Source organism: Pseudomonas nicosulfuronedens (assembly GCF_005877905.1).
Lineage (GTDB): Bacteria > Pseudomonadota > Gammaproteobacteria > Pseudomonadales > Pseudomonadaceae > Pseudomonas > Pseudomonas nicosulfuronedens.
This window is the reverse complement of record NZ_SWDV01000013.1, coordinates 74663-90492: the sequence shown is the minus strand read 5'-3', so window position 1 is coordinate 90492 and position 15830 is coordinate 74663. Positions and strand designations below refer to the sequence as shown.

The 15830-nt window shown below is 65.5% G+C and carries 15 protein-coding genes; 5 read left to right on the top strand and 10 right to left on the bottom strand.

The genetic code is table 11. From position 1 onward, the window contains the following. Nucleotides 1-122: 122 nt before the first annotated feature. The 6 genes from tpx to FAS41_RS13260 form a co-directional block, all read right to left on the bottom strand. Nucleotides 123-623 carry a thiol peroxidase gene (gene tpx / locus FAS41_RS13285; protein WP_024762304.1) on the bottom strand — a complete coding sequence of 167 codons (501 nt, stop codon included), beginning with the start codon at nucleotides 621-623 and terminating at the stop codon, nucleotides 123-125. Nucleotides 624-767: 144 nt separating this feature from the next. Then, complete coding sequence (locus FAS41_RS13280) at nucleotides 768-1088, bottom strand: hypothetical protein (RefSeq protein WP_138522916.1); 321 nt, start codon at nucleotides 1086-1088, stop codon at nucleotides 768-770. 147 nt (nucleotides 1089-1235) lie between these two features. After that, nucleotides 1236-1868 (bottom strand): LysE family transporter, encoded by a 633-nt coding sequence (locus FAS41_RS13275; protein ID WP_138522914.1) that lies wholly within the window; start codon nucleotides 1866-1868, stop codon nucleotides 1236-1238. A 57-nt stretch (nucleotides 1869-1925) separates the two neighbouring features. After that, complete coding sequence (locus FAS41_RS13270; protein WP_138522912.1) at nucleotides 1926-2315, bottom strand: VOC family protein; 390 nt, start codon at nucleotides 2313-2315, stop codon at nucleotides 1926-1928. 18 nt (nucleotides 2316-2333) lie between these two features. Then, a complete protein-coding gene (locus FAS41_RS13265) occupies nucleotides 2334-2834 on the bottom strand; it encodes a VOC family protein (RefSeq protein ID WP_088417222.1) in 501 nt (166 codons plus the stop codon). Between the two features lie 335 nt (nucleotides 2835-3169). Further along, the gene (locus tag FAS41_RS13260) at nucleotides 3170-5368 is read right to left on the bottom strand and encodes an OsmC domain/YcaO domain-containing protein (protein WP_138522910.1); all 2199 of its coding nucleotides are present in this window, start codon (nucleotides 5366-5368) and stop codon (nucleotides 3170-3172) included. Nucleotides 5369-5587: 219 nt separating this feature from the next. On the opposite strand from FAS41_RS13260, the gene FAS41_RS13255 reads away from it, so the two are divergent. Beyond that, the gene (locus FAS41_RS13255; protein ID WP_171049483.1) at nucleotides 5588-6775 is read left to right on the top strand and encodes a BaiN/RdsA family NAD(P)/FAD-dependent oxidoreductase; all 1188 of its coding nucleotides are present in this window, start codon (nucleotides 5588-5590) and stop codon (nucleotides 6773-6775) included. A gap of 131 nt (nucleotides 6776-6906) precedes the next feature. Continuing rightward, nucleotides 6907-7674 (top strand): class II aldolase and adducin N-terminal domain-containing protein, encoded by a 768-nt coding sequence (locus FAS41_RS13250; protein WP_138522906.1) that lies wholly within the window; start codon nucleotides 6907-6909, stop codon nucleotides 7672-7674. A gap of 331 nt (nucleotides 7675-8005) precedes the next feature. On the opposite strand, the gene FAS41_RS13245 is transcribed toward FAS41_RS13250, so the two are convergent. Genes FAS41_RS13245 through FAS41_RS13235 form a run of 3 tightly spaced genes read right to left on the bottom strand, consistent with a single transcriptional unit; the run spans nucleotide 8006 to nucleotide 11866 of the window. Beyond that, complete coding sequence (locus tag FAS41_RS13245; RefSeq protein ID WP_138522904.1) at nucleotides 8006-9028, bottom strand: GlxA family transcriptional regulator; 1023 nt, start codon at nucleotides 9026-9028, stop codon at nucleotides 8006-8008. A gap of 9 nt (nucleotides 9029-9037) precedes the next feature. Next, nucleotides 9038-10690: a choline dehydrogenase gene (locus tag FAS41_RS13240; protein ID WP_138522902.1), complete on the bottom strand. Its 1653-nt coding sequence runs from the start codon at nucleotides 10688-10690 to the stop codon at nucleotides 9038-9040. 9 nt (nucleotides 10691-10699) lie between these two features. Beyond that, a complete protein-coding gene (locus tag FAS41_RS13235; RefSeq protein WP_138522900.1) occupies nucleotides 10700-11866 on the bottom strand; it encodes an aromatic ring-hydroxylating oxygenase subunit alpha in 1167 nt (388 codons plus the stop codon). 336 nt (nucleotides 11867-12202) lie between these two features. Between FAS41_RS13235 and FAS41_RS13230 the strand changes: the two genes are divergently transcribed. Continuing rightward, nucleotides 12203-12844, top strand: a complete 642-nt coding sequence (locus FAS41_RS13230) for an HD domain-containing protein (protein WP_138522898.1) — start codon at nucleotides 12203-12205, stop codon at nucleotides 12842-12844. Here FAS41_RS13230 and FAS41_RS13225 read toward each other — a convergent pair. Further along, entirely contained in the window at nucleotides 12841-13764 is a 924-nt protein-coding gene (locus FAS41_RS13225) for a LysR family transcriptional regulator (protein WP_138522896.1), read from the bottom strand. The two genes, FAS41_RS13230 and FAS41_RS13225, sit on opposite strands and share 4 nt — an antisense overlap. A 150-nt stretch (nucleotides 13765-13914) precedes the next feature. On the opposite strand from FAS41_RS13225, the gene FAS41_RS13220 reads away from it, so the two are divergent. Both FAS41_RS13220 and FAS41_RS13215 read left to right on the top strand, forming a co-directional pair. Then, the gene (locus tag FAS41_RS13220) at nucleotides 13915-14673 is read left to right on the top strand and encodes an SDR family NAD(P)-dependent oxidoreductase (RefSeq protein WP_138522894.1); all 759 of its coding nucleotides are present in this window, start codon (nucleotides 13915-13917) and stop codon (nucleotides 14671-14673) included. A gap of 406 nt (nucleotides 14674-15079) precedes the next feature. Next, the gene (locus FAS41_RS13215) at nucleotides 15080-15826 is read left to right on the top strand and encodes a gluconate 2-dehydrogenase subunit 3 family protein (RefSeq protein ID WP_138522892.1); all 747 of its coding nucleotides are present in this window, start codon (nucleotides 15080-15082) and stop codon (nucleotides 15824-15826) included. Nucleotides 15827-15830: the final 4 nt, after the last annotated feature.

Genomic DNA, 15830 nt, shown 5'->3' with positions numbered 1-15830 from the left:
TTGATTAACCGTGGCTTACGAAATTCCGGAGCATTGCGACCCGGATTGGCCGGAAGGGTTCCCGGCCTGACGGACCGACCCTGGCGGGTCGGCCCGGCTTTCTCACGAAAGCAGCAGCGTCATCAGGCCAGGGCGGCGATGGCGGCAGCGTAGTTCGGCTCGTCGGCGATTTCACCGACCAGCTCGCTGTGCAGCACCTTGTTCTGCTCGTCCAGCACCACGACAGCACGAGCGGCCAGGCCGGCCAGCGGGCCGTCGGCGATGGCGACGCCGTAGTTGGCGAGGAACTCGCGGCCACGCAGGGTCGACAGGTTCACCACGTTCTCCAGGCCTTCGGCGCCGCAGAAGCGCGCCTGGGCGAACGGCAGGTCAGCGGAGATGCAGAGCACCACGGTGTTGGCCAGCTTGCTCGCCTCAGCGTTGAACTTGCGCACGGAGGTGGCGCAGGTCGGGGTGTCGACGCTGGGGAAGATGTTCAGCACCTTGCGCTTGCCAGCGTAGGTTTCCAGGGTGACGTCGGACAGGTTGCCGGCGACCAGCGACAGGGCCGGAGCCTGCTCGCCTTTCTGCGGCAGCTTGCCATCGACGGAAACCGGGTTGCCCTTGAGGGTGACTTGAGCCATTGCTTGGGTCCTTCTGTGAGGGATGGCGGCGCTGGCGGGTTGCCAGTGCCGCAGGAGGATTCGGGGCCGGAGCAGATGCTAGCACGACTTGCCCGAGCGGATTGCTCGGACATGCATCCTGCCAACCCTCCCCTCAGGCCCGGCTCAAGCGGCAGCCGCTGCGGGAGCGCCGGCAGCAGCGCCCACGAAGGCCTGGTCCTGGAACCCACGCGGCAGGCGCTGGGTGCCGGGCATGGCGGCCAGGCGTTTCTCCCAGAAGCTGCGCCAGTCGTTGTGCACGGCTTCGGCGCGGGCCTTGCGCTGGGCCCGGCGCGCCGCATTGCGGGCCAGACGCCGAGCTTCCTTGTAGACCTCGGTGTTGCGGCAGCTGCGGCATTTCACCCGGTTCAGCTCGCTGGTGGATTCCAGGTGCTTGCCGGCATGACCGCAGGCCAGGTGGCCTTTGACCTTGTAGTGAGTGACCATCGCGGATTCTCCCTGTCCGGCGAGCGCACCCTCGCCGCTTGGCGGTGTCGCAGTCGGGCCAGCGGTGCGTGCCGATTGACTGCGACGCTCAGGGAGTTGGACGGGCCGCTACGCGGCGAGGTTCGAATTTTCTGGCGGGGACGAGCCTCAGTGCGTCGCCACCATCCGCGCACCGAACAGCAGGTAGCAGCAACCGGCGAAGCGATCCAGCGCCCGGCGGAAGCGCCGGTAGACTCCGGCCATGCGCTCGCTGGCGAAGACCAGGACCACGCAGCAGTACCAGCTGAAAGACAGCGTCACCATCAGCGCGATGGCCATGCCCAGCAATGCAGCCGAGGGCGCAGCCGGCATGGCGGTGGCGAACAGGGTGGCGACGAAGAGAGCGGTCTTGGGGTTGGTCAGGTTGCCCAGCAGGCCGAGGCGGAAGGCGGAAAAGGCGCTGCGCTGCCGCGAGACCTCGGCGAGGCTTTCGCCACCGTCGGCTGGCGCCTTGCGCTTGAGCAGTTTGATGCCGAGGTAGATCAGGTAGGCGCCGCCGGCCAGCTTGAAGCCCAGGTACAGCGCGGGTGCTGCGCTGAACAGAGACTTGATCCCCAAGCCTCCGGCGAGCCCCCAGACCACCGTGCCGCAAGCCACACCCAGTGCAGCGATGAAGCCGTGGCGGCGCGAATGCACGGCAGCAATGCGCGCGGTGGTGAAGAAGTTAGGCCCCGGAGTGACCACCGCCACCGCCCACAGCAGGGCGACGGAAAGCAGCGGTGCGAAGGTGCTGGCGGTCATGGGGAGGCCTCGTCTGAATAAATAGCGAGAGCGCATTCTAGCGCCCTCGCACGCACCTCACTCTTCCAGATGACAGACGCAGCACAGCTTGTTGCCATCCAGGTCGCGCACGTAGGCACCGTAATAGGTCGGCGAGTAGTTCAGGCGCAGGCCGGGCGCGCCCTCGTCCACCCCGCCCAGTTGCACGGCGCGAGCATGGAAACAGTCGACCTGATGCCGCGTGCGCGCCTCGAAGGCGATCAGGCTACCGTTGCCGACGCTGGCCGGCGCACCGTCGATGGGCTCGTAGACGCAGAACACTACGTCGCTGTCCGGGTGGGCGAAGATTGCCCGCTCCGGCTGATGGCGATGCGCCTTGAGGACGATCCCCAGCGCGCCCAGTACCTTGCCGTAGAACTCGATGGCGCATGGCAGGTCGTTGGTGCCGACGGTGATATGGCTGAACATGCCTCGCGCCCTGCTTGCTCAGTTGCCGGCGTGGGCGCGCTCGATGGCGGCCATGTCCAGCTTCTTCATGCCCATTACCGCCTGCAGCGTGCGGCTGGCCTTGGCCTTGTCCGGGTCGGCGACCATATCGCCGACATGGCGCGGGCAGATCTGCCAGGACACTCCGTAGCGATCCTTCAGCCAGCCGCAGATTTGCGCTTCCACCGGCCCGCCAGCGCCAAGCTTGTCCCAGAAGTGGTCGATCTCCTTCTGGCTGTCGCACATCACCTGCAGCGACAGCGCCTCGGTGAAGTTGAAGGCCGGGCCGCCGTTCAGGGCGATGAAGGTCTGGCCATCGAGTTCGAACTCCACCGTCAGCACCGAGCCGGGTACCCCGCCATGGCGATCCTTCTCGGCCTCGGGGTAATAGGCGGTCTGGACGATCCGCGAGTTGGGGAATATCCCGGTATAGAACTCGGCCGCTTCCTCGGCCTTGCCGTCGAACCACAGGCAGGGGGTGACGCGTTGCAGGCTGGACATGGTGAATCTCCTGATTCTCGCGCGGTCGGCTTGACCGGCATGCAGCTTGGTCGCCTGGGCGACGACGGAATCGACAAGTCTAGGCGGACTTTCGCGCCTCACCGGACGACCGGTCGAGCGGCATGCCGAGTCCGTGGCCAAGAATCCCTGCAAACGAAAAAGGCACCCGAAGGTGCCCCTTGCATACAGCCCGTAGGATGGGTGGAGCGAAGCGATACCCATGCTGTTCGCGCATCGGAATCGATGGGTATCGCTTCGCTCCACGCCATCCTACGAACACCGCTCGCCCCTATCCCCGGCAGTGGGCGCTGGAACGAGCGGCATGCGCTGTCGGATCAGCGCGCTACTGCCCTGGCCCGTGCCTGGTGCAGCTTCTTGTAGCTCTCGATCAGGCGCAGGTGCTTGTCGAGGCCTTCCAGCTTGGTGCTGGTGGGCGTCAGGCCGTAGAAGCGCACGCTGCCGTCCAGCGAGCCGAGTACTGCGTCCATGCGCTCGTTGCCGAACATGCGACGGAAATTGGCCTCGAAGTCGGCGATCTCCAGCTCTTCGTCCAGGTGCACTTCCAGCGCCGCATTGAGCGCCTGGTAGAACAGCCCGCGTTCGACGGTGTTGTCGTTGTACTGGAGGAACATCTCCACCAGTTCCTTGGCATTCTCGAAACGCTTCACGGCCAGGTTGATCAGCAGCTTGAGCTCGAGAATGGTCAGCTGGCCCCAGACCGTGTTGTCGTCGAACTCGATGCCGATCAGCGTGGTGATGTCGGTGTAGTCGTCGACCTCACAGCTCTCCAGGCGCTTGAGCAGCGACTTGAGACGAACGATGTTGAGGCTGTGCAGGTTGAGGATGTCCGCGCGGAACGCCAGCGCCTTGTTGGTGTTGTCCCAGATGAGGTCTTCCACCGGGTAGATTTCCGAGTAGCCCGGCACCAGGATGCGGCAGGCGGTGGCGCCCAGGTGCTCATACACGGCCATGTAGACCTCCCTGCCCTGCTCTTCGAGGATGCCGAACAGGGTCTGTGCTTCCTGCACGTTGGAGTCGTCGCCGTGCCCGGAGAAGTCCCACTCGACGAACTCGAAGTCGGCCTTGGCGCTGAAGAAGCGCCACGACACCACGCCGCTGGAGTCGATGAAGTGCTCGACGAAGTTGTTCGGCTCGGTCACCGCCTGGCTTTCGAAGGTCGGCTTGGGCAGATCGTTGAGGCCTTCGAAGCTGCGGCCCTGGAGCAGTTCCGTGAGGCTGCGCTCCAGCGCCACTTCCAGGCTGGGGTGGGCGCCGAAGGAGGCGAACACGCCGCCGGTGCGCGGGTTCATCAGGGTCACGCACATCACCGGGAACTCGCCGCCCAGGGACGCATCCTTGACCAGCACCGGGAAACCCTGCTCCTCCAGGCCCTTGATGCCGGCGACGATGCCCGGGTACTTGGCCAGAACTTCCTGCGGCACGTCCGGCAGCGCCAGTTCGCCCTCGAGGATTTCACGCTTCACCGCGCGTTCGAAGATTTCCGACAGACACTGCACCTGCGCCTCGGCCAGGGTGTTGCCGGCGCTCATGCCGTTGGAGAGGTAGAGGTTCTCGATCAGGTTGGACGGGAAGTAAACCGTCTCGCCGTCAGACTGGCGCACGAACGGCAGCGAGCAGATGCCGCGCTCGGTATTGCCCGAGTTAGTGTCATAGAGGTGCGAGCCACGCAGCTCGCCGTCCGGGTTGTAGATCTCCAGGCAATGCTCGTCGAGGATTTCCTCCGGCAGCGCATCCTTCGCGCCCGGCTTGAACCAGCGCTCGTCGGGGTAATGCACGAACGGCGCGTTGGCGATCTCCTCGCCCCAGAACTGGTCGTTGTAGAAGAAGTTGCAGTTCAGTCGCTCGATGAACTCGCCCAGCGCCGAGGCCAGCGCGCTTTCCTTGGTGGCGCCCTTGCCGTTGGTGAAGCACATCGGCGACTGCGCGTCGCGGATGTGCAGCGACCAGACGTTGGGCACGATGTTGCGCCAGGAGGCGATCTCGATCTTCATCCCCAGGCCGGCGAGGATCTCCGACATGTTGGCGATGGTCTGTTCCAGCGGCAGGTCCTTGCCCTGGATGTAGGTGCTGGCGCCGGCGGCGGTGCTCGGCATCAGCAGCGCCTGGGCGTCGGCGTCGAGGTTCTCCACTTCCTCGATGACGAAGTCAGGGCCGGTCTGCACCACCTTCTTCACCGTGCAGCGGTCGATGGAGCGCAGGATGCCCTGGCGGTCCTTCTCGGAGATGTCCGCCGGCAGCTCTACCTGGATCTTGAAGATCTGCTTGTAGCGGTTTTCCGGGTCGACGATGTTGTTCTGCGACAGGCGGATATTGTCCGTGGGGATGTCACGGGTCTGGCAGTAGAGCTTGACGAAGTAAGCCGCGCACAGCGCCGAGGAAGCCAGGAAATAGTCGAACGGACCGGGAGCCGAGCCATCGCCCTTGTAGCGAATGGGCTGGTCGGCAATCACCGTGAAGTCATCGAACTTGGCTTCGAGTCGGAGGTTGTCGAGAAAATTGACCTTGATTTCCATGCGGGCATTACCGTGAAAAAGTAGAAAGCGAACGGGCCGGCATTATCCGGACAAAAGCGCCCCGGGGATATCCCGATATGCCCGGCGCCGGTCGGGAAGCCTGCTCTCACGGCAGCTGCGCAATCGACGCGCGGTCGAGCACAGGCAGCCTGCGGCCCCATGCTTCGGGTAAGATGCGCCGCCTCAAGCGCCCGCTACCCCGTACAGAAGGAATCCACCGTGCTCACATCCCAGGTCATCATCATCGGCGCCGGCGCCGCGGGACTGATGTGCGCCATGAGCGCCGCCGCGCGCGGTCGCCAGGTCCTGCTGATCGACCACGCCAACAAGGCCGGCAAGAAGATCCTCATGTCCGGTGGCGGGCGCTGCAACTTCACCAATATGTACTGCGAGCCGGTCAACTTCCTGTCGCACAACCCGCACTTCTGCAAGTCCGCGCTGGCGCGCTTCACCCAGTGGGACTTCATCGCCCTGGTGGCCAAGCACGGTGTGCCCTACCACGAGAAGAAGCTCGGCCAGCTGTTCTGCGATAACAAGTCCAGCGACATCCTCGGCCTGCTGCTGGACGAGTGCGAACAGGCCGGCGTCGACCTGCGCCTGGATACCTCGGTAAGCGAGATCGCCCGCCTCGACGAAGGCGGCTACCAGTTGCAGACCAGCCTCGGCCCGGCGCGCTGCGAGTCGCTGGTGATCGCCACTGGCGGCCTGTCCATCCCGACCCTGGGCGCCACCGGCTTCGGCTACCTGATCGCCCGCCAGTTCGGCCACAGCGTGCTGCCGACCCGCGCCGGCCTGGTGCCCTTCACGATCACCGACCCGCAGCTCAAGGCGCTCTGTACCGAACTGTCGGGCACCTCGGTGGAGGACTGCCGGGTCAGCTGCAACGGCCAGAGCTTCGTCGAGAACATCCTGTTCACCCACCGCGGCCTCAGCGGCCCGGCGATCCTGCAGATTTCCTCGTACTGGCAGCCGGGCGACACCATCAGCATCGACCTGCTGCCACGTGTCGACCTGCCCGTCTGGCTCGTCGAGCAGCAGCGCGAGCGCCCAAACAGCGAGCTGAAGACGCTGCTGGGCGAGCTGTTCACCAAGAAGATGGCCGGCCTGCTGGCCGAGCAGTGGTTCGTCTCCAAGCCCATGAAGCAGTACACACCGGGCGAGCTGAAGGCGATCGCCGAGCGCCTGGGCGACTGGCAGCTGGTGCCGGCCGGCACCGAAGGCTACCGCACGGCGGAAGTCACCCTGGGCGGCGTCGATTCCCGCGAGGTGTCGTCCAAGACCCTGGAATCGCTGAAATCCCCTGGCCTCTATTTCGTCGGCGAAGTGCTGGACGTCACCGGCCACCTGGGCGGCTTCAACTTCCAGTGGGCCTGGGCTTCGGGCTACGCGGCGGCGCAGTTCGTCTAGGGCATCGATGCAATCGTCGACCGGGCGAGCGGCAGGCCCGGTCGTTCCACATCAAGTGTGACGGCGGCAGAGCCCTAGACTGGGACACCAGACCCGGCCAGTCCGGCGCGGGTATCGAACCCGGAGCCGCCATGCCAACGCTCGCCAGCCGTACACTCGACAACGGACTCGACACTGGCCTGGAACGCCAGGGTCGTATTGACCTCGCCTGCGCCTTCCGCTGGGCTGCGCGCCTGAACCTGCACGAAGCCATCGCCAACCACTTCAGCCTGGCGCTGTCGGCCGATGGCCGGGACTTCCTCATCAACCCCTACGGCCGGCACTTCTCGCAGATGCGCGCCAGCGACCTGCTGCGCCTGCACACCGACGACCCCGAGGCGCTCAATCGCCCCGACGCACCGGACATCACCGCCTGGGCGCTGCACGGCGCGCTGCACCGCAACAACCCGCAGGCACGCTGCATCCTGCATGTGCACTCGAAGTACGCCACCGTCCTCGCGTGCCTGGCCGACTCACGCCTGCCACCCATCGAGCAGAACAGCATGCGCTTCTTCGAGCGAGTGGCCATCGACGAAGGCTTCGACGGCATGGGCCTGGGCGACGAGGCCGAGCGTGTCAGCCGCCTGCTGGGCGACAAGCCGATCCTGCTGATGGGCAACCACGGCTTGCTGGTCGCGGCACCCAGCGTGGCCCAAGCCTTCGATGACCTCTACTACTTCGAGCGGGCCTGCGAGGTCTACCTCAGCGCCCTGGCCAGCGGCCGCCCACTGCGCATCGCCAGCGACGAGGTGGCGCGCAAGACCATGCAGCAATGGCTGGATTATCCGGGCTTCGCCGAGCGGCATTTCTCGGCACTGCGGGAGATGCTGCTGGAGAGCGAGCCCAACTTCGCGGGTTGACAGGCCTCTGTAGGAGCGAGCTTGCTCGCGAACCACTCGACGGCAGTTCGGTGCATCCGGCGGTTCGCGAGCAAGCTCGCTCCTACAAAAGGGCGACCGCGCAGTGCTGGCTATCGCGCCCTACGAGAGTCGCTAGAACGTAGGGCGCATAACGCCACAGGCGTTATCCGCCGTGAATGGCGGATAACCCGCTCCGGGTTATTCGCCCTACGAGGTGCTGACGCCCCAAGTTGCAGACATGCGTGGGAGCGGACTCCGTCCGCGATCGCCCCCGCTTCGCACCAGACACCATCGCGGACAGAGTCCGCTCCTACGAAAAGCCTTTACGCCGTCAGCTATCGCGCCCCAGCGGCTGGCGCATCACCGGTGCGGTATAGGTCTGGGTGCGGTCCGCGCTGGGCGGGCAGCCGAAATGGGCGCGGTAGGCGCGGGAGAAATGCTCCAGCGAACCGAAGCCGGAGCTGGCCGCCACCTGCGCCACGCTCAGGCGTGTCTGTTGCAGCAGGCTGTGCGCACGCCCCAGGCGCAGGACGATGTAGTACTTGAGCGGCGACAATCCCGTGTGCTGCTTGAACTGTCGTTCCAGCTGACGGCGCGAGAGGCCGACCCGTTCGGCAATGGCATCGCACTCCAACGGTTCCTCCAGCGCCTGCTCCATCAGCGCGATGGCGCGGCGTACCTTGCCACCGTGGGCGTGGGCATCGCTCTGCCGGCCCTGCAACTGGTGCGCGCCAGGCTCGCGGGTTTCGCCCAGCAAGAGATGCATGGCGATCTCCCGCGACAGGTCAGCGTCCACCCGCTGGGCGATCCAGCCCAGCATCAGGTCGAGGATGGCGCTGGCCCCGGCGCAGGTCAGGCGCTGACGGTCGAGGGTGTAGAGCTGCGCGCGGGCCTGGACCTTCGGGTAACTCTCCTGGAAACCCTGCAGGTTGTCCCAGTGCACCGCCGCCGGAAAGCCATCCAGCACCCCGGCGGCGGCCAGCAGTTCGGTGCCGGTCTCGATGCCCGCCAGCGTGGTGCCGAACGCCGCCTGCCGGCGCAGCCAGCTTTTCAGTGGACGATTGCGCGCATGCTTGTGCACGTCGAAGCTGGCGATGACGAAACAGGCATCCCAGCTGCGCTCCGGGTCGATGGCCTCGTGCACCACGCTGGTCAGGCCATTGCTGGCCGTGACCGGTTCACCGTCGAGCGACAGCAGCTGCCACTCGAACAGCGCCTCGCCGCCCAACCAGTTGGCAATGGCCAGCGGCTCCACGACCGCCGCCAACCCCAGGCCGGGAAACGACGGCAACAGCAGCAACCCCACCCGCAAGGGCTCGCGGCGAAACCGGGAAGGCGGTGCAACACTGGCCATCGACTCTCCTTAGCGTTGTTGGTACTGCCACTGCGGGTGCAACCAGACCGGCACACTGGCCGCCGGCAGCGGAGGCATTCCCCGGATCATATCGCTGGCCTTCTCGGCGATCATCACCGTTGGCGCATTGGTGTTACCGCTGACGATACTCGGCATGATCGACGCATCCACCACCCGCAACCCCAGCAGCCCATGTACGCGTAGCTGCGGATCGACCACCGCCTCGGGATCGTTGGCCGGCCCCATCTTGCAGGTACCACTGGCGTGGTAGCCGGTCTCGGTGACCCGGCGCGCCCAGGCGTCCAGTTCGTCATCGCTGTGGGCCAGCGGGCCGGGGGTCAGCTCTTGCCCCGCCAGACCGCGCATGGACGGTTGGCGCATCAATTCGCGCACCAGCCTCACGCCGGCCCGCATGTCGGCGCGGTCCCGTTCGGTCTGCAGGTAATTGAAGAGAATGCGCGGCGCCTGCCGTGCCTCGGCACTGCGCAAGGTCACGCTGCCCAGGCTGGTGGGACGCATCAGGTCGATGTGCACCTGGAAGGCATGGTCCGGCACCGGGGCCACGCTGCCCGGCTGCACCGCCAGTGGCATGAAGGTCAGTTGCAGATCAGGGTGTTCGACGCCAGCGCGCGAACGGATGAAGGCTCCCGCCTCGAAATGGTTGCTCGCCGCCAGCCCATCGTGGTTGACGAACCAGCGGGCGCCAATCCACCACTTGCCCGGCGCGCGGGTCCAGGGATAGATCGACACCGGTGCCTTGCACATGAACTGCACGACGCTATCCGGATGATCGTTCAGCCGCCGGCCCACGCCGGGCAGGTCGTGCTTGACCGCGATGCCCAGCTGGCGCAGCTCATCCGCCGGGCCGATGCCGGACAGCAACAGCAGGTGCGGCGAATTGATCGCCCCGGCGGTCAGCAGCACTTCGCGGCTCGCGCGGGCGGTCAGCGCCTGGCCGTTCTGTTCGTATTCCACACCCACCGCGCGATCACCCTCGAAGACAACACGCAGCGCCAGCGCCCCCGTGGCGACGGTGACATTGCCGCGCCCCAGCGCCTCGCTCAGATACCCACGCGAAGTGCTCCAGCGCCGCCCCTGGCGCGTGGTGCGGTCCACCGGGCCGAAGCCTTCCTGGCGGTGGCCGTTGAGATCGCTACTGCGCCCGTAGCCGGCCTCCTCGCCGGCCGCGACGAAAGCCGCGCACAGCGGCGTATCGATGTTGCCCGGCGTGACATGCAGATGCCCCGCCGCGCCGTGGTAGTCATCGGCGCCGTTGGCGTGGTTCTCAGAGCGAATGAAGTACGGCAGCACGCACTGGTAATTCCAGCCATCGCAGCCCTGTTCGGCCCAGCCGTCATAATCCCGCGCATGGCCTCGGATATAGACCATGCCGTTGATCGACGACGACCCACCAAGGGTGCGCCCACGAGGCGTGGCGATGCGACGGCCATCCAGATACGGCTCCGGCTCGCTGCTGTAGCTCCAGTTGTAGCGCGTGCCGCCGACGACGATGCCCACCGCCGAGGGCATGTCGATGGTCCAGCTTTCATCCGCCGGGCCCGCTTCCAGCAGCAGGATGCGCACGGCCGGATCGGCGCCCAGGCGGTTGGCCAACACGCAGCCGGCCGACCCCGCGCCGACGATGACGTAGTCGTAGTCCATGGCTATTCCTCAGCGCTGCGCGCCGTGAATGCCCTGGAACACCAGGCGATGGAAGTGATGTACCAGGTGCTCGCTCTCGTTGCTGCGCTCGGCGTCGATCATGTAGCGGCCCTGGTCGTAGCCCATGGAGTGCAGGCCTTTCTGCACGCTGATGTTCAGGGCGATGTCTTCGGGCCCCAACTCCTCGTTCATCCAGCGCATGCAGGCCTTGCTCACCTCGGCGGTCTGCTCGTTCGCCGAGTAGTAGCCGAAGCGCAGCAGCGAACGCTCGGCGTCCAGCGGAATCATGATGAAGGTGCCGAGGAACTCGGAGAACGGGAAGGTGTAGAAGGTGTTGTTCGGCCACAGGCCGATATTGAAGAAACACTCGCCGGGGTTGAGGTCGCTGCGCAGTTTCACGCCGTAGGCTTCGCCGGCCTCAAGATTCGCCGGGGCGATGTAGGTCCACCAGTTGTCGCGCTTGGTCAGTCGGTAGCCCTTGAAGTCGATCAGCTTGGCGAGGTCGATGTGACACGGCCCGGAGAGCTTGAAGTGATAGCCCTCGATGGAGTTGTCCATGATCACCTTCCAGTTGGCCGGGACGATGACGTCGGCCTCCTCGATCAGACGCATGTTGGCCAGGCTCGGGAATACCCGGTGCATCTCCTCGTCCGCGCCGGGGAACAGCTCGGCCAGCGACGGCGCGTTGGGGTCGAGGTTGAAGTAGAGGAAGCCGCCCAATTCCTCCAGGCGTACCTGCGGAATGGCGAACGCTTCCTTGTCGAAGTTCTTGATCCGCTCGCAGCGCGGCGCACTGCGCAACGTGCCGTCCATCTCGTAGCACCAGGAGTGGTAGGCGCAACGCACGATGCCCCCGGTGTTGCCGCGGCGCTCCTCCAGCAGGCGGTTGCCGCGGTGCTGGCAGACGTTGTGGAAGGCGCGGATGGTCCCGGCGCGGCTGCGGGCGATGACGATACTCTGGCCGAACAGGTCGCAGACCACGTACTGGCCGATCTCGGCGAATTCGCTCAGGTGCCCGGCGACGTGCCAGGAGCGCAGGAAGATGTTGTCGCGCTCGGCCTTGAACAGCGCCTCGTCGAAGAAATAGCGCGACGGCAGGGTGAAGGCCTGCTCCGGGTCCTGGCGGTCCCAGCCGTCGATGGAAGTACGCAGTTTCAGGCTCTCGATGGACGACATGTTCGACTCTCCTCGGCTTCTTCTGGCGTGGCCGGCTCATGGTCCGGCGGCTCGGTTCGAGGACAAATCTAGGGGCACCCCTGCGGTGACTCTTGATGAAAAACGACAAGATTTACGGGGGTTTGATCAAGCGCCCTGCCTTCGCAGGGAGAGGGTTAGGGAGAGGGCAGCAGGGGCACCGACACGAGACCATGACACCCATTGGCAGCAAACGAACGACGGCTGTCCGGATTCGCTCCCTCGCTCTCGTTGTCCGCGCAAGGCCACGGATTTCCAATGGAACCGACCGCGATGCAACCCGCGCCGCGCCTTGCCAATCCAGCCCTGGAGCCCGCCATGAGCCTCGATCTGAACGGTGTCAAAGTTCCCGACAGCAGCCTCGCCAAGGCCATCACCGAGATGGTCCGTGACAACGCCACCCCGCTGCTCTTCCACCACTCTTCCCGCGTCTATTACTGGGGCGCACTGACTGGCGCGCGCAAGGGGCTGAAGTTCGATGCCGAGCTGCTCTACGCCGGTGCGATGTTCCACGACATGGGCCTGATGCCGCGCTATTGCAGCCAGTGCGAGCGTTTCGAAGTGGACGGTGCCGATTGCGCGGCGCAGTTCCTGCGCAGCCACGGCATCGCCGAGAGCGATATCGACACGGTGTGGACCGCCATCGCCCTGCACACCACGCCCGGCATCCCGCAGCACATGAAGCCGGAGATCGCCCTGGTCACCGCCGGGGTGGAAATGGACGTGCTGGGCATCGCCTACGAACAGTTCCCGGACGCCCAGCGTGACGCCGTGGTCGCCGCCCACCCGCGCGGCGGGCAGTTCAAGCAGGACATCCTGCAGGCGTTCTACGACGGTATCAAAGCCAAGCCGGAAACCACCTTCGGCAACGTCAAGGCCGACGTACTGGAAATGAAGGACCCAAGTTTCGTGCGCGGCAACTTCTGCGAGGTGATCCTGAACTCCGACTGGGCCAGCTAAGGCTCTTCGGCCAGGGGCGTGCCCAGCACGCCGGGCTCGCCCAGCAGCTGCGTCAGCCACTGCATGAAGGCGCGTACCCGCTGCGGCAGGCGGCGATGGGCATAAAGCAGGGAGATTTCCATGGGCGGCAGCGCAATGTGCTCCAGCACCGGCACCAGCCGCCCCGCTTCCAGGTCATCCAGCACGCCATGGACAGGCACCTGGATGATCCCCAGCCCGCCCATGGCCGCGCTTTCGTAGGCTTCGGCGTTGTTCACCGACAGCGCACCGCCCATCGGTACGTAGCGCACCTCGCCATGATGCAGGTACTCAAAGCCCGGCGGCCGCGCGCCCAGCACGGTCACGTAGTGGATCAGCTGGTGTCCGGCAAGATCGTCCAGTGATTGCGGCGTACCTTTTTCGGCGAGATAGGACGGGCTGGCGCAGCTCACCTGCGGGAAATGCCCAAGGGTGCGCGCCACCACAGACGGGTCGTTCACCGCGCCGACCCGCACCACACAATCGAAGCCCTCGCGCACCAGGTCGACGCGTCGGTCAGTGCAGCTCACTTCCAGCTCCAGCGCCGGGTGCCGCGCGAGGAATTCGCCCAGGCGCGGCATCACCAGCTTGCGCGCCATCACCGTTGGCATGTCCACCCGCAGGCGGCCGCCGAGGGCTCCATCGTCCTGGCGGAACAGGCCCTGGAGTTCGTCGAGCTGGGCCAGCATGTCCTTGCTGCGCTCGTACAGCACCAGGCCGTCCTGGGTCGCGGTGACGCGCCGCGTGGTGCGTTGCAGCAACCGCGTGCCGAGCAGTTCCTCGAGTGCCTGGATGTGCTCCGAAACCGTGGAGCGCGGCAGGCCGAGCTGCTCTCCGGCCTGGGTGAAGCTGGCCAGCTCGGTGACACGGATGAAGGTGCGAAGGAGGTCGGGGCGGATCATGGTGTGGTCCTCACTGGGGAGCGCCGACAGGTCTATTGTTCGCTATTACCGACCATTCTTTCCGATTTAAGACGATTTATCACAAGAGAATCGAACAATAAGCTTCTTCTCAATCCCACCCGCTCTCCCTCTCAGGAAAGGAGCTTCGCCATGACCCGCAAGATCGCTCTCATCACCGGCGCCAGCCGCGGCCTTGGCCGCAACGCCGCCCTGCACCTCGCCGCTGCCGGCGTCGACATCATCGGCACCTACCGCAGCCAGGCCGACGAAGCCCACGCCGTCGCCGCCGAGATCGAACAGCACGGCGGCCGCGCCGTGATGCTGCCACTGGACGTGGCCGACAGCGCCGGTTTCGCCGCCTTCGCCGAGCAGATCCGTGCCACCCTCGGCGAGACGTTTGGCCGGCAGCACTTCGACTTCCTGGTGAACAACGCCGGCATCGGCCTCTACGCCAGCTTCGCCGAGACCAGCGAGGAGATGTTCGACCAGCTGATGAACATCCAGCTCAAGGGCCCGTTCTTCCTGACCCAGAAGCTACTGCCGCTGATCGCCGATGGCGGCCGCATCCTCAACGTATCCAGCGGCCTGACGCGTTTCTCGCTGCCTGGCTACGCCGCCTACGCGACCATGAAAGGCGCGATGGAAACGCTGACCAAGTACCAGGCGAGGGAGCTGGGCGCGCGTGGCATCGCGGTGAACATCCTGGCCCCCGGCGCCATCGAGACCGATTTCGGCGGCGGCAGGGTGCGCGACGACGCGCAGCTGAACCAGCAGATCGCGGCGAACACCGCGCTGGGCCGCGTCGGCCTGCCGGACGACATCGGCGCGGTGATCGCGGCCCTGCTCTCCGAAGGAGGCCGCTGGATCAACGGCCAGCGCGTGGAAGCCTCGGGGGGCATGTTCCTCTAACCGCCCTGGCGGGTACCTGCTTTTCGTAGGATCGAGCTTGCTCGCGAACATTCCCCGCAGTGAGCGGTTCGCGAGCAAGCTTTCTCCTACAAGCCCCTCGTCTCTGAAAACCGCTCTAGCTCGCGGATTCTCTCAAATTTCGCAATAAATATTTACCGCGAAAATTCCTGCAACATTCTGTTACGGCCTCTAGTCTAAAAACGCGCGTGGAGAAGACGAATCGCAGATTGCGCCTGGGCGAAGGACCCGTTCAGCCGATCTGCACAGCGCCCCGATAGGGCGACTTCGCACCCACGCTCCACTCATCCGGCACGCGCCGGGAGTGCAGATCACCGTGAACTGACCTGGCAACACGCGTCCCCTGCCCCTCGACAACGAGCGGACGTGTGTTGCCTCAGGAGCCGAAATGACCGAATACCCCAAGGGCTTCACCCGGCGCCAGCTGCTGAAGTCTTCCGCCGCGTCCCTGGCCGTCGGCGCCGCCGCCAGCGCCCAGGCCGCCACCGTGATCGGCACGCCGAAATGGCTGCCCTTCGACCATAACGGCCCGCTGCATTACGACAGCCCCGGCTGGCAGTTCTTCACCCCCGAAGAAGCCACCGAAGTGGAAGCAATAGTCGAACAACTGATTCCCGCCGATGAGCTGAGCGTCAGCGGCAAGGATGCCGGCTGCGCGGTGTTCATCGACCGCCAGTTGGTCAGCGACTACGGCGACTTCGGCCGCCTGTACATGCAAGGCCCCTTCACCCCCGGCACGCCGGCGCAGGCCGACCAATCGCCGCTGACGCCCTGCGAGCGCTACCGCATCGGCCTGGCGGCGCTGGGCAAATATTGCCAGGCCACCTTCCAGAAGCCTTTCAGCGCCCTGCCCCCCGAGCAGCGCGACAAGGTGCTCGGTGAGCTGGAAAAAGGCGCCATCCGCCTCGAGGGCATCGAGGCCAAGCTGTTCTTCCAGCAACTGCTGGACAACACCATGGAAGGCTTCTTCGCCGACCCGATCTACGGCGGCAATCGCGACATGGTGTCGTGGAAGATGCTCGGCTTCCCTGGCGCACGCTACGACTACCGCGACTACATCGGCCTGCACAACCAGAAGCTGAACCTCACGCCGCTCTCCATCATCGGCAGCTCCGCCTGGACCAAGAAGGGTTAAGCGC

Excerpts from the sequence above, each read along its gene's own strand:
- FAS41_RS13220 (WP_138522894.1), top strand. The coding sequence starts at position 13,915 with ATGACCCGCAAGATCGCTCTCATCACCGGCGCCAGCCGCGGCCTTGGC.
- FAS41_RS13265 (WP_088417222.1), bottom strand. The coding sequence starts at position 2,834 with ATGTCCAGCCTGCAACGCGTCACCCCCTGCCTGTGGTTCGACGGCAAG.
- FAS41_RS13215 (WP_138522892.1), top strand. The coding sequence starts at position 15,080 with ATGACCGAATACCCCAAGGGCTTCACCCGGCGCCAGCTGCTGAAGTCT.
- FAS41_RS13275 (WP_138522914.1), bottom strand. The coding sequence starts at position 1,868 with ATGACCGCCAGCACCTTCGCACCGCTGCTTTCCGTCGCCCTGCTGTGG.
- FAS41_RS13245 (WP_138522904.1), bottom strand. The coding sequence starts at position 9,028 with ATGGCCAGTGTTGCACCGCCTTCCCGGTTTCGCCGCGAGCCCTTGCGG.
- FAS41_RS13270 (WP_138522912.1), bottom strand. The coding sequence starts at position 2,315 with ATGTTCAGCCATATCACCGTCGGCACCAACGACCTGCCATGCGCCATC.
- FAS41_RS13280 (WP_138522916.1), bottom strand. The coding sequence starts at position 1,088 with ATGGTCACTCACTACAAGGTCAAAGGCCACCTGGCCTGCGGTCATGCC.
- FAS41_RS13225 (WP_138522896.1), bottom strand. The coding sequence starts at position 13,764 with ATGATCCGCCCCGACCTCCTTCGCACCTTCATCCGTGTCACCGAGCTG.
- FAS41_RS13250 (WP_138522906.1), top strand. The coding sequence starts at position 6,907 with ATGCCAACGCTCGCCAGCCGTACACTCGACAACGGACTCGACACTGGC.
- FAS41_RS13260 (WP_138522910.1), bottom strand. The coding sequence starts at position 5,368 with ATGGAAATCAAGGTCAATTTTCTCGACAACCTCCGACTCGAAGCCAAG.
- FAS41_RS13235 (WP_138522900.1), bottom strand. The coding sequence starts at position 11,866 with ATGTCGTCCATCGAGAGCCTGAAACTGCGTACTTCCATCGACGGCTGG.
- tpx (WP_024762304.1), bottom strand. The coding sequence starts at position 623 with ATGGCTCAAGTCACCCTCAAGGGCAACCCGGTTTCCGTCGATGGCAAG.
- FAS41_RS13230 (WP_138522898.1), top strand. The coding sequence starts at position 12,203 with ATGAGCCTCGATCTGAACGGTGTCAAAGTTCCCGACAGCAGCCTCGCC.
- FAS41_RS13240 (WP_138522902.1), bottom strand. The coding sequence starts at position 10,690 with ATGGACTACGACTACGTCATCGTCGGCGCGGGGTCGGCCGGCTGCGTG.